Annotated in this window: 11 protein-coding genes; all 11 read right to left on the bottom strand. The window is 46.5% G+C overall.

Features of this window, described 5'->3' with window-relative positions; all coding sequences use genetic code 11:
- Positions 1 to 10 precede the first annotated feature (10 nt).
- From tssA to tssE, 11 genes are read right to left on the bottom strand one after another with little or no spacing between them, the layout of a single operon-like run.
- Complete coding sequence (gene tssA, locus EAE30_RS04015) at positions 11 to 1,420, bottom strand: type VI secretion system protein TssA (RefSeq protein WP_123014786.1); 1,410 nt, start codon at positions 1,418 to 1,420, stop codon at positions 11 to 13.
- Between the two features lie 8 nt (positions 1,421 to 1,428).
- Positions 1,429 to 2,082, bottom strand: coding sequence for a type VI secretion system-associated protein VasI (gene vasI / locus EAE30_RS04010; RefSeq protein ID WP_241967606.1), 654 nt, complete (start codon positions 2,080 to 2,082; stop codon positions 1,429 to 1,431).
- 8 nt (positions 2,083 to 2,090) lie between these two features.
- The gene (locus EAE30_RS04005) at positions 2,091 to 3,677 is read right to left on the bottom strand and encodes a sigma-54 interaction domain-containing protein (protein WP_123014784.1); all 1,587 of its coding nucleotides are present in this window, start codon (positions 3,675 to 3,677) and stop codon (positions 2,091 to 2,093) included.
- 2 nt (positions 3,678 to 3,679) lie between these two features.
- Positions 3,680 to 6,301 carry a type VI secretion system ATPase TssH gene (tssH, locus tag EAE30_RS04000; RefSeq protein WP_123014783.1) on the bottom strand — a complete coding sequence of 874 codons (2,622 nt, stop codon included), beginning with the start codon at positions 6,299 to 6,301 and terminating at the stop codon, positions 3,680 to 3,682.
- Between the two features lie 26 nt (positions 6,302 to 6,327).
- Positions 6,328 to 7,101, bottom strand: coding sequence for a type IVB secretion system protein IcmH/DotU (gene icmH, locus EAE30_RS03995; RefSeq protein ID WP_123014782.1), 774 nt, complete (start codon positions 7,099 to 7,101; stop codon positions 6,328 to 6,330).
- A 2-nt stretch (positions 7,102 to 7,103) separates the two neighbouring features.
- Positions 7,104 to 8,438 carry a type VI secretion system baseplate subunit TssK gene (gene tssK / locus EAE30_RS03990; RefSeq protein ID WP_123014781.1) on the bottom strand — a complete coding sequence of 445 codons (1,335 nt, stop codon included), beginning with the start codon at positions 8,436 to 8,438 and terminating at the stop codon, positions 7,104 to 7,106.
- Between the two features lie 6 nt (positions 8,439 to 8,444).
- The gene (gene tssJ / locus EAE30_RS03985) at positions 8,445 to 8,942 is read right to left on the bottom strand and encodes a type VI secretion system lipoprotein TssJ (RefSeq protein ID WP_123014780.1); all 498 of its coding nucleotides are present in this window, start codon (positions 8,940 to 8,942) and stop codon (positions 8,445 to 8,447) included.
- Positions 8,943 to 8,944: 2 nt separating this feature from the next.
- On the bottom strand, positions 8,945 to 10,435 hold the full coding sequence (gene tagH, locus EAE30_RS03980) for a type VI secretion system-associated FHA domain protein TagH (RefSeq protein ID WP_123014779.1): 1,491 nt from the start codon (positions 10,433 to 10,435) through the stop codon (positions 8,945 to 8,947).
- A 2-nt stretch (positions 10,436 to 10,437) separates the two neighbouring features.
- Positions 10,438 to 11,457, bottom strand: coding sequence for a type VI secretion system baseplate subunit TssG (gene tssG / locus EAE30_RS03975; protein ID WP_123014778.1), 1,020 nt, complete (start codon positions 11,455 to 11,457; stop codon positions 10,438 to 10,440).
- Positions 11,421 to 13,190 (bottom strand): type VI secretion system baseplate subunit TssF, encoded by a 1,770-nt coding sequence (gene tssF / locus EAE30_RS03970; protein ID WP_123014777.1) that lies wholly within the window; start codon positions 13,188 to 13,190, stop codon positions 11,421 to 11,423. Before tssF ends, tssG begins: the two co-directional genes overlap by 37 nt.
- A 5-nt stretch (positions 13,191 to 13,195) precedes the next feature.
- On the bottom strand, positions 13,196 to 13,633 hold the full coding sequence (gene tssE / locus EAE30_RS03965) for a type VI secretion system baseplate subunit TssE (protein ID WP_123014776.1): 438 nt from the start codon (positions 13,631 to 13,633) through the stop codon (positions 13,196 to 13,198).
- Between the last annotated feature and the right edge of the window lies 1 nt (position 13,634).

Genomic DNA, 13,634 nt, shown 5'->3' with positions numbered 1-13,634 from the left:
CACCCTTCGTTTATTCTGACGTTGTGTTTCTTTCTAATTGTTCAATGAGTGACGGTTCCCATTCAGTAACGCTCATGGTAGTCACCTGATTATGTAACGTTTGATACTGCTCTTTTGCCATAGCATCTAAATGATGAGTCTGCATGACATCGGCAGACAATAAACGCCAATAAAACTTATCTCTTGGCTCTGTCGCATTCACCAGCCCATCGTTTAGCATATTGAGCGCAACCGCGATGCCCCCTTCTTTGGCCATGGTAAATGCCTCCGTTCGCTTCTCTTGCCAATCGCCTCCAGCGCTTTGAGCACCGGACGATTGACGTTGCGCAGCCAGCCAATCTTTCACGGCATCGGTCACAAACGGTTCACCACCTTTGAATTTCAAATCGTATAAAGACGGTAAACGCGCAAGAAACTGTTCAGTCTCTTCCACAATGGCCTTACACCACTCTTTTTGCCCCAGTGCTTCAGCAATGGTAAAACTCATCAAGTGCCCTTCAAACCAATAAGGGGCAAGCGTTAAGCTTTGCTCAACTTTACGCCACAGCGCCAAATCGGGATGACGCATTTGATCTTGATAATCTTTCACGCGATCTTGCTGCATACCGCGCAACATGGTCTCACCATCAGACTTATGATCCGGCAATGACGTAATGCCACCCCATACCGCATAACGACGCAACCGAACGGATAACGCAATACCAAAATCTTGCTCTGCTAAAAAGTCCGCGACCTTCAATAAGGTCTGTTTCGCGGCTTTATCACTCGAATTATCGATGGATAATGCGCTACTGCTCGTGGTCGTCGTCCGTACCGGCTCATCCGCCGTTGCGTTTTGCGGTTGATTTTTTTCGACCGTTTTACGCTCTTCAATACGACGTAATTCTGTGCGAATTTTACTGGCAACAGAGACCACCGAATCTGAGGTTAGACCTTTCTCTTCAATGACCTTTTCCCACGCCTCTAGGCTTTCAAGCAAGGCTTCTCGGGCTGTTGAGTCGTAGCGATTAAACTCCATTTTTTCGAGTAATAACGCAAATCGCTGCACCATCTGACTGAAAAACTTACGACGTGGTAAGTTGCCGCGCTTACCCGGAGCTGGAAAACTGTCTTCCCAATAATGGCTCATAAAGTCGGTCATCACATCAAAGGACGCTTTGAAGCGCGATGGACTGACATCATGATGTAAGCATTGCAGAAGGTAAACTAATAGTTTGATATCTTTACTCTTTTCTTCGAGTAATTTAATCGTACTGTGTTCAACCTCTTCCCACTGCACGCTACCGTGGGACAATGAACCGACCTTCATCATTTGATCTTCAACGAAATCAAACAAAGGATCGTCAAACAAACGCTCTCCGACGGGTGATTCACCGGGGATCGGTTGGGTAATGCAGCGGCGGTATTCTGATAATTCCATGACCCCTCCTACCAGCCGCAACGATCGCGTAAGGCAGATAACTGTGTAGCAACATCACGAGTATTAAAGCGCAAGCCATCCACAAAGCTGGCGTTCGAGCGTAGCGTCAAACTTGGACCTTGAGTCATGGCTTTCATCATGCGTATCGCGGGTAAGCCACGTGCTGACGACATCAGTACGCCAACATCATCGCTGCGCCAATACTGCTCTTGCCCCCCGGCGACCGCAATACGAATACGTCCATCTTTGACGGGTTTCGGTAGTGCAATTTCAACACGGCTAAGGTTATGCATACAGCTCATCAGTAATACGGGTTTGGCATTCCCCGCAAACTGAGTCGACGCGTTGGTCGCGGTGAAGGCAATCCATGCGCTACTGCCACGCCCCTCTCCTTGCGTCACCAGAGCACGCTGCTCATTGCCCGCGTCGTGGGCCGCTTTCATGGCACGTTGCCATGCGCTTGGGTACGCCTGACCTTGACTTTGTTCGATGTTAATTGGGGTATTAAATACCTTATCAAAACAATCCAGCCGCTCAAGGCGACCAGTAATTTTACTGCATTGCTGTGCTTGTTTTAGCCTCGTGTCTTTTGGTGCTGCCGAAACGGAAAACGCACTCAAAACACAGGTGCTCAATAAAATAGGGCAGAGAGTCACACTCAACTTATTCATTAGGATTTGATCTCCAATTTTTGGCATTTGTAAGCAAGTGTACGTTTAGGGATCCCTAAGCTTTCTGCAGCTTTAGCACGATCCCCTTCAAACAGAGATAAACGCTCGCGAATAATCGTGGCTTCAAATTCATTTAATGCCTGCTTAAGATCGTTAACGACGCTAAAATCTCGCGCACTTTGCGTCGGTGTTGCCACTGTCGATGCCTTGGCCACTGTTGCATCAGGCTCATGTGGTGTATTGGGCTCAGCTAACTGTGCTAACGAATCAATCCGATGGGCAAAACACGCTTCTTTCACTTGCGTTCCATCCGCGGTTTGGGCACAGCCAAACTCAATCAAGTGTTTAAGTTCACGGACATTGCCAGGAAAGTTGTGCTGTTTCAGGCAATCAATGGCTCGAAAATCTAATCCTCGAACATGCTTGCCTTGCTGTTGATTGTATAAATCGACAAAATGCTGACCCAACTGTTCAATGTCTTCTATACGCGAAGCGAGACTTGGCAACGTGATCGGATATTGGAACAAACGGTAATACAGATCCTGACGAAACGCTTTACTACGTACTTGTGCAATCAAGTTAACGTGGGTGGCCGAAACCAAACGAAAATCAGAGGATTGCTCTTCTTTGCCACCAACAGGACGGAAAGTATGCGACTCCAATACACGCAGTAGCTTGGCTTGCAGCGCTAACGGCATATCACCAATTTCATCAAGAAATAGTGTGCCACCATTCGCTTGAGCGATGAGTCCTTGCTTATCACTGTCAGCCCCAGAGAATGCACCTTTGGCATAGCCAAATAATTCACTTTCTAACAAATTTTCTGGAATCGCGGCACAGTTAATCGCGATAAACGGTTGGTCTTTACGCGACGATAAGTCATGCACAGCCTGCGCGGCCAACTCTTTACCCGTCCCCGTTTCGCCTTGCACCATCACAGACAATTGGGACTGTGCAGCGCTAGCAATCTGCTCTCGCAAGCGTTGCATGGCGTCACTGTTACCAATCAACTTACGCGATAACTGGCTAGCCAGAGATTGCTGAGCCGAGCTACGTCTATAATCGGATAACGATTCTGATAAGGCTTGGCGATCTTTCTCTTCACGCTCCATCTCGTTTAAGAGCGCCCACTGATGTGAAAACACGTCAACAAAACGCAGGAACGCGTCGTCTTGAAACGCCCCTTTGACCGCACCGCTTTCACCGACCATCACCAGCAACGATTGAACCTGTTTTTCACCGAGCGGCAATGGTTGAATCAAGACCGAGTCAAACATACCGACTTGGGCAGTCAACTGAGCAAATGCTCGATTTGACTGCCAAAAAATCAGATCATCCGCGCCTAAGTGCATCGCATTAGATGAGTGCAACACATGAGCAAACGGATTATCAAAATCCGTTACTGCCCATGCGTAAGTCGATGTCGTACCCTGCGAGATGAGCTGGCGTCCATCCGAAGATGGCACCAGCAACAGGCAGTTTGAGAGTCCGAGTTCTCTTGACACGACATCAATAAAGCGTGTCACAAGCGGTTGGGGCTTTCTCAATCCTACAAGATCGGTCGCGAAAGCTAGCCAGTTACTCATGGTTATTCAACCTCTCCGATGAATTCACCGTCAGAGGCTGATAAAACGATACGCGTCACCGGCTCTTGAGCCGCCAACTTATTAAGCAATGCTAAAGACACTGGAGGGAGCATTTGTCCTTCAATGATGGCTTCTAACATCCGCGCACCATTTTCCGCTCGTGTTGCTCTTCCCAGAATTTCTTCAATCAGCGCATCTTCAATAATGACTTCAGCCCCATAACGCTGAGTAAACAATGCTTCCAAACGAGACAATTTGCCTTTAACGATCTCTTTGAGAACCGCACTGTCTAACGGCATGTAAGGAATGACTTCCATACGTGCCAACAATGCAGGCTTAAAGAACGCCGCCAGCTCTGGGTATAAAGCGTCATCCAATGCAGGAATGTTATCAGCATGATCGACAATGGTTTGAAACCCTAGATTCGATGTCAGGAAGAACACCACGTTTTGGCAATCGATCTTACGGCCTTCACCATCATTGAGTTCACCTTTATCAAACGCTTGATAAAAGATGTTCAACACTTCAGGGTGCGCCTTTTCGACTTCGTCTAACAACACGACCGAGTATGGCATTTTACGAATGGCTTCCGTCAAAACACCACCCTCGCCGTAGCCAACATAGCCCGGAGGAGAACCAATGAGACGAGAAACCGTATGTTTTTCTTGGTACTCCGACATGTTAATCGTGGTTAAGAATTGCTGACCACCATAAAGTTGCTCGGCAAGCTGGACCACCGTTTCCGTTTTACCGACCCCACTTGGACCCACCAGCAAAAATGCGCCTTTCGGACGACCAGGTCGACGCAGATCCGCACGCGCAGTTAATAAGTGGCGATGCACACGTTCAATCGCAGTATCTTGTCCTTTGATGGTTTGACCCAACATTTCACTCAAATGCGTAATTTTGTGCAATTCGTCAGAATTCATTTGATCGACTGGAACCCCAGTCCAATCAGCGATGACATTCGCAATTTGCTCAGCATCGACTTGTGGGTACATCAAGCGTTCTTGATGGGGAATGGTATCTAACTCTACGTATTTGTTTTTCAAATCCGCGGTCAATGAGGCAACCAATTCGGCATCCACTTCTTCCACTTCTTCCGCTTCAACCGCTTCCATCAGCTCCGCACGCAAGGCAACAATCGCTTCGACAACAGTACGTTGCGTATTCCATGCTTCCGTCAATGTGGCGGTTTCGGTTTCCGCTTGATCTTCTTGCTCACGCAGCTCATCAAGTCGCGTGGTATTCACGTCTTGACCAAGATAAGTGGCGCGCTCCAGCATTTGAATTTCAAGTTTGCGCTGATGACACTCGGTTTCTAACAAGCTAATGCGCGTCGGTGGCGTCGTCATATTGATGGCGATACGCGCACAGGCGGTATCCAAGACATCAATCGCTTTATCCGGTAGCTGACGTCCCGAAATATAACGCGCTGAGAGCTCCGCTGCCGCTCGTAGCGCGTCATCAGAAATCAAAACGTTGTGCGCTTTTTCATACACGCTATTTAAGCCACGCAATATATCCACGGCTTGATCGATACTCGGTTCATCCAATTTCACCAATTGGAAACGACGCGTCAAAGCGGGATCTTTTTCAAAGTACTTTTTGTACTCTTTCCAAGTAGTTGCAGCAATCGTGCTTAACTCACCCCGTGCCAACGCAGGTTTTAATAGGTTGGCTGCGTCACTGCCGCCTTCTTGGTTACCAGAACCAATTAACGTGTGGGCTTCATCAATAAAAAGAATGATAGGTTTCGGCGCGTTTTTAATGCCATCAATAACGCCCTTGAGACGTTTTTCGAATTCACCTTTCACCGATGCGCCAGCTTGTAGTAAGCCTAAATCCAGTGAATATAGGTCGATATTACTTAACTGAGTCGGTACGTTCCCGGCCACAACACGTAAAGCTAACCCTTCGACAATGGCACTTTTACCAACACCCGCATCTCCCACGACAATCGGGTTGTTTTTACGACGACGACATAGAATATCGATCATCTGGTTCAGTTCGGTTTCACGACTTAACACCGGATCCAATTCGCCATCGCGAGCTTGCTGGGTGATATTCGTGCAGTACTTGTGTAAAGGCGACGAGTCACTATTCAGTGCTGAGGCTTGCCCTGCCTTTTTGTCCGTTTTTTCAACCACGGTTTCTGCCGATTCAGACAAAATGGTCGCAAAATGCTTCGAGAGATTTTCGCGGTTGATGTTTTCAAGCAGTTTAATCAGTTTTAAAGGGAGATAACGATCAGCACGCGTGATCGCCGCAAGAAAGACGGCGCCAGAGCGTAATTCCGATTGCTCTAACGTTGTGGTCGAAAGCAACCACGCTTCTTGCAACACTTCGACCAGCAACGGAGAAAATGCCGGATAGGTATCTAAACTTTGCTCACGGGCATAGCTTGCCGATAGCGCTTGTTTAATACTATCAAGTTCAATATTCGCTTGCTTCAAAATGATACGCACATCCGATAACGGGTTATCAGTCAATACATCCAGATAATGCTCAAGTGTCACTTCTGGATGTTGGCGCTCAATACATAATGATGCAGCCTGCTCTAGCGCGAGTTTGCTCTGCGCGTTTAGTTTTGCAATGAGAGTCGGTAATTCAATTCGGATCACAACGTACACCTAGCCTAAAGTTATTATTAAAGTAATTGATTCAGTTGATTGACAACATCGGACGATTTTTCGTGGAGTATCACGCTATATCCCAAGAAAACGCCCACCCACAATAGGGCAAAGCCGACGAATATAGACCATATCGGTAATTGATGACTCAACTTATAGCGCGATTGCACCACGTGATCGGTTGCACTGGTCAGCGCGCTGGCGGGTTTTTCTTCTAAGCCTTGAATCAATTCATAAAGACGCGTGATCACACGTTCGCGTTCAATGTGTCCGCCATCCATGACTCGATACTTTCCTTCAAATCCCAAGATGAGACAGTGGTAGATAAACTCGAGCAGTGGTTTATAACGTTTCGGTTCATCTTCAAGACGACCTAATATGGTAAAGACTTTTTCGCCTCCCCATGTTTCGTTATGAAAACGAGATAACATAGAGTGTTCGGCCCATACGCTGGACGCGCCCCACTCTGTGCCCATCACGGCTTCATCCAAAAATGCACAAAGGATATATCGATAAGCCATTAAAATTGCGTGCTCATAGCCTTGCTCTGATAACTCAATTTCGATCGCTTTAATTTCTTCAATCGTTTGGTGATATATTTGCTCGATATTGTCGCAATCGGTTAATGAACGAACGCGCAGCGACAATCCAAATAAGGGAGTGGCTGCATCGATCAACGTATTAGGATTATCCCCACGCAACTGAAACCAATAATCTTGGTCATAGTTAATTTGATCGACGTCATCAAACAATAAATCACTGTATTGTTGATCTCTTTTTCCTACCGCCATACTTAGCTCCTAATAGCCCAAAATTGCAGATCCAGATCTTCAAATGCCGCGGCAACGTGGAACGCAAATCCACTCGAATTTTTCAGCATTCCCCACGCTTGACTCGATTTGTCCAACTGGTAATAGGTATACCCAGCATGATATGGCAACTGACGTGGTGCCACTGGCAAAGAAATCAGAGGGATACCTGGTAATTGCAATGAGATCAGCTCACGGATTTTCTCAACAGACGACACTTTGGTTTGCTGAGTAAATAAACGACGTAACTCTTCTTGTGGCATGCGTGCTTTAACCGCAATAATAAACTCAGCACTTTCCATAAGTTGCGGATCGTGTACTGGTGCCACCATAAGGCCGAACTTACGTTTATCCAATTGAATCGCAACAGCGCGTGGTTCTAGTACCACACTCAAGCTCTGACGCAGATTACGAATAAGAGGGCCAAACGACTCGCCAGGCATATCATGGTTATAAGTCGGTAGTGTTGGCGGCACTCGGCTTTCAGACGTAAAGGTCGATAACTCACCACACACACAAGACAAGCATTCAAATAGACGCTCAGGATGTAAGCTGCGCAACTCTGCGAGATGTTGCATCTGTGGTTGTAAGCGATTCAGTGCTTGCAACAACATAAAATCCGAAACATCCGCAACGCCGCCCTGTGACGGTGCCGAAATACGCTGAGCAATGTTTTTCGCCCGCTCTCTCATCAAACCCGACATTTCATTAATAAAGCGATGCAGATTAGTGTGACCCACTACATTGTAGTGACACGGCATAAAATCCGGATCAAGCACGACACTGCCATCGGGACGCTTCTCCATAATGCGACCGATCGCGATTGACGCATAAGCACTGCGATCATCACGCTCTAACATCAGTTGCATTTTCACGGGTGAGACATCTAGCGTAGTGGTGTCCCCTTGCGGCGTATGAACATCACGCACGTCGAGACGACGACTTTCATAACGGCCAGTGCCTTTTTCCTCTGGCCAATTGACTTCCATCAACGATTCACTGCGCAAAGGTATCGCAAGATATATCAACTGGTTAGCCAGTGAAGCGTCTTCAATCTCTAGGGCATCAGGTAACGTATCTTCCTGAGGAATACGAAACGCGGTGCCGTCGGGCATAATGCCCACCGCACTTTCGATGGCAATACGACCAAAAGACAAATACTCAGGGTTGAGCGACAACTCTGACACCCCGTAGAGATAACGGCTGGCCGCACTGATTCGCTCATCAATGTAATATTCCGTGTAGCGTTGTTGTTGCTGAAAATGTTGTGGCTTAATGAACAAGCCTTCATTCCAGATAACGCGATTACGTGCAAACATGGTCTATCATTCCACCCGTTTTAATTTGACGTTATAGTCTTTAAACAACATCAATAAATGGTATACACGCCCTTTATTGATGACTTTTACCGCTTTTTTCCATTCACTGAGCTCTGGATCCGCAAAATGCGCGACGACACCAATGTAATGGGTCTCTTTACTGACCGGAATCGAATCAACAAACTTAAATTGACCGGGCATCAAGACATAGTCATAGCTTTTGACATAGTTGCTTTTCAGTGCGTCTTCATAGTCATTTTTTAGCTGATCGTAGTCGGCCGACATGAACATTGAGTCATCTTGTAACTCAAAAACTTGAATCTCGATCGGTGAGGCTTCACCCCAAATACTCGGGTTCACACCCTCGTCTGCGACTAAGCTAAACGTGACTTTCGTTTGCTGTTTCGCTGGGTTGTTCGCTTGCTCTGATTCAGTTTCAGAAGAGCCACTACTACACGCGGTCAGCACCAGCAATGGAAACAGCAACAACAGCAGTTTTTTCACAATTACAACTCCATTTGCTTTTCACGAATTTTCTTATCGTAGGCTTGTTCAAAAATTTCCCAGAATAACTTTTCAAAGCCACGTTGACGGTCAGACGTCAGTTCTTTGTAGTAATTGCAGTACATCTCCCACGCCCAAGCTTCATTGTTGCCCGCGTTCTTATCGGTATTACGTTTGTAATGCTGAAAGCGACGTAGCAGTACTTGCGGTGAAAATGCCGCCAAAATTTGAGTCAATGCTTCTGACGTTGCAAACTGCATCGCTTCATTATGGTCACGCACATTTTTAAGACTTTCAGAAATTGCAGCAGGTGCAGATAAGTGCACTAAACTCTTTTGCGAGTCATACATGGTGTGGACGGTGTCTTCATATGACATGCCCAAACGTAGCGGGTTATCTTCAATCGGTTGCAAGTTACGGTTCATCGTACCAAAACGGCCATCACTCACTTGCTGATGCAAATCGAGTAATCCTTTAATACACGCTTGTAATGATTCGCCAAGTTCTTGAGACAAAAGATGCATACGTTGCATGTCACTGTCATTCGATACATCAACGCCTAAACCTTGAAGCATTGGACCAGTTAGTAAGTGGTTACTACCTGAACTTGATTGGTTTTCATCACTCGCCGAAGAGTGTTTACTCTGATCCGGCTGAATGCTTTTCGCGACTTCTTCTTCTAGTAAATCTAATACTTTTTCATCCATTGCGGAGCCCTCTGATACGTTGTTAGTCGTCGTGTCATTATTATGTGTAGAAAGTGAAGGTTGAGGCGATGGCTGCGGTGCAACGGGCGCCGCCTCAGTGTGTTTCTTTTTACTGCCGAAACCCAAAATGCGCTTTAAACGGATAGATGATGTCATTTCATACTCACTGTCAGCTTGAGGGGTGTAACTCAAATCATTTAGAACCAAATTGTCTTCAGGAACGAGAGACCTTGGCTCTTCCAATTCATGAACGATAGGATCGTCAATGAGCGATTCAGCTTCCTCACTAGAACTCGCGGAGGCTTCTAACGCCAATAATGGGTCGGCATCCACCTTTACCTCAGCTTGTGACTGCTCACCCTGTTCTTCTTCCGAAGCGTCTGCTAATAAATCCACTTGGTTAGAGGAAAACATCAGCTCCAGCGGCTTTTCTGTCGAATCGTCTTCTGTTGCCCCAACCAACACTCTTAAGCGGTATGGGCCAACGCTGATTTCATCTTTGTGTTCTAGCTGAGCCAGTTGATTCATACCCAATGGCATATGTGAACCATTCACGTACGTTTCACCACAGCGGTCACGTAAGCAATACGCACCATCAATCGTCACCACTTCGCAGTGCACGGGCTGCACTTTGCCTTGGGTATCCTTTAAATGCCAAGTGGAGAAACTGTCTGAGCCAATCGTTCCCCCCTCTGGTGTCCAGCGAGACTGAGCCGATAGCCCTGATTCAAGTAATTGAACATTGGTTACCAATAAAGTAAGCGAGGTTGAGTTTGCTGGAATCATGGTTATTGTCTCACTTGAATTAATACATGTTGGTCTTGAACATCTTCGCCGAGAAAAGAGGTCCAGCCGAGCGCTACGGAATCTTGCGAATTTAACTGCATTGGAGGCGTTTCATCTTCCGCCATAGTCAGCTCTAAATCATAAGCCATCTGTTCTCGCAAAATAAATTCAACCAATTTGATCAGCGATTGATGCTCTTTGCCTGATGGCAAGAAATCAGCAAATCGCTGACGGCTTAATTGTCCTATTTTGATAATGAACTTGCCGTTGCAATCCATCACCGTTTCGCCAGCCATGGTGTTGACCCCTAACTGAGCGTTTTGCATACCCAGCGCCATTTGCTGCGCTCGGTCAATATCCACTTTACGGCGCACCCATTGTTGAATACTGACATCAGGTAAATCAAAGCAGTGCGCAATGATGCCCGCGACCACCTGTGGTGAACGGCTACGCCCAGCCAATGTGCCCGCATAGGCCAGCATTTTGCACCAGTTAATCGGCGTATCACCACGTAAGTCAGGATCGCCTAACCCTACGAGCGCAAATAACTGTGCAGAAAAATTATCTTGTGCATCCGGCTGAAAACGAATGTGGTAACGATATTTTCGCCACACTCGATACACTAAATTAATCAGTCGGTTACTAAAAAAATCAAAAAATGGCTGTTTAAAACCACCAGGGTCTTCTGTTGCCAACTGCTCAGTAATAAAACCTGGCAATGGAGATTGTGCTCCGGATAAACCAAAAAAGTTGGTCAACATCACCAAACGGTCATCATCGCGATCATATAACGCTGATACATCCGAGGGCGAAAAACCCAAACTGGGATTGGCACTAAATACGAGCCGACACTGCCGTTCCCAATCTTCCGACTCTGGGTTAATACCTTTTATTTTTTGTAATAACTCAACCAATTGATAAAAGTTGTACGAACGAACATTTTCCGGCAAGCTCGCTGAGGTTACCGGCTCGTTGTCAATCTCTTCTAGATCAACGGTTGCATCCCGGTCTGTGTTCCCCATGTGTACTTCTCTTGGTTAGTAACATTTAGAATGATTAACTCATGAAATGAGTTAATGCTGGCATACAGTGAAAAGAAATGACTTAACACCGTTCCAAACAAGAACAGATCCCCTTCCGAGCCAAATTTACTTTGGTCAATATGCATCGTGCTCTGTAAGCCTCTTACCGGTAATCCCCGTAAAATTTTATCCACTGGCTTAGAATCAATGCGTTGAATGCCTTCTAAACGTTGCTTCCCTACTCGCTCTGCCTGACGGTCAACCAAGGCACGAAAGTCGTACGCACGCAGTACGCTGCTCAGGGCATCTTTCGACAGCAGTGACAAATAATTCAGCGAAAGATTCGAAATCAAGGTCCACAGTAGACTCCCATCAAGCACCGGGCGCAGTGACTGAGTCGGGACAGTAATATTACGAAACGTTGCGTAAGGGGGCGACGTATCTGTCGGTTCACAGATATCACCCACGCCAAGCTCTAGAGGTAACAAGCGGTTGGTACACGTCAATTTTACCGACACGGCTTCATCGACATCCGTGGAAATCGTTTCATCACTACGTACAAATGAGAGGAAGGTGTCAAAACCATCACCGCGGATACTGTCTTTAGTACGAGTACGGAAATACAAGGCCTTACGCCCACGCACACGCTCCACTTCGTGCTGAAAGCTCTCAAAGGCCGAGTAGACGCGTTTTTCTCCGCGAATACGGCGTCCTGCTTGTGTCGAATCTTGCCAGCCCGTTACTGAATCCACACTGAACACCTCATAGTGAGAAGGGTGTCGGCTAGAAGGCATAATGCGGTATTCGGATTTCTTTCCGGTTAAATCGATCGGGTCGGCATCGTGTTCGAACAAGTTGATGACGGGCGTACAATACAGTTGAAAGTTATCACGGCGCACCCGCACATCGGTTGGCAATGTTTTAGAAAAACTGATTTTAAGTGTGAAATCACCATGTACAGATTTCGGCAGCGCTTTATCCAGCCCCATGACATCAATGAAGTGAAAGGCTTCTGGAAACGACAAATACTCTTGCAGAATACGGTAACCTTCATACACATTTTTGGGATAAGGTAACAGGGACTGTTCCGCATCAAACCCCACCGTTGAAAAGGCATCACGAGGTAAGGCAAACTCGACACCGTTCACTTCCACACTCATTTTATGTAGATAATGATTCAACCATAAGTACAGCATTTGCGAGCTGTATTTATCGCCGCCAAGATAAAAGCGTAAGTTATCGAGTAACGCTTCTCCGGCACTAATGTCACCGTTTAAACACATATCAAGACGAATAACACTGGCTTGACGCGAGTGCTCAGCGTTGATATCGACCATCTGTAAAGGATATAAATTCACATCACGACAAGTACGAAAATGGCACTTTGTACCAAAGACCGGTTTGCTATCGAGTTGAGTCCCGCGTTCAACGGTTTGTTTTTCACTCACACTTTTATCTGGATCGAATGCCACCACACTCATGCTAGGAACTGGACGCAAGTAGTTTGGCCACAACATATTGATAATAGAGTGTGTTAACTCGGGAAACTCATCTTCCACTTTCTCACGCAGACGCCCAGTCAAAAAAGCGAAACCTTCTAATAAGCGTTCGACATCCGGATCGGTATTACGACCATGCAGGAATCGCGCAAGCTGAGGATGAATTTCGGTAAATTCCTGTCCTTGCTCTTTAAGAAAGGCGAGCTCTTCTCTGAAGTACTTATCTTGAGTCATATAAATTAGTACACTCGGTATTGTCGATTCTGATCCAGTAGCAAGTTGAACTGAACCTTGTCATGTAACGCTTCGCTATTGAGCGTGGCAACAATGTGGAATCTTAGCGTCAGTGGGTCATGCTCGTTAAGCTCTGAACGAACCTGAATATTGGTTAGACGAGGTTCGTACGTTTTTAAGCAGTGTTGAATCGCTAAACGAATACGTAACGATAAATCCATGGTTTCTAGCGTGGCATCATTAAAATCGATCAACCCAAGTTGAGGTGAGCTTTCCGCTCCTCCCACTCGAGAGTTCAAGATATTAGATACGTTCCGCTTCACGGACTCGAGCACATCCCATGCCTCTGGCCCTTGGGTCAAAGACATGGGTTTGGAGCCGGCTTCTAAACGTTCAAAGAAGCCAACGCCAAATGCACTCTCTTCAGGTGCAATGTAAGTCATA

Origin of the sequence: Vibrio zhugei (assembly GCF_003716875.1) — a bacterium.
Taxonomy (GTDB): Bacteria; Pseudomonadota; Gammaproteobacteria; order Enterobacterales; family Vibrionaceae; genus Vibrio; species Vibrio zhugei.
The sequence above is the reverse complement of the archived record's forward strand: the minus strand, read 5'-3'. Positions and strand labels throughout refer to the sequence as shown.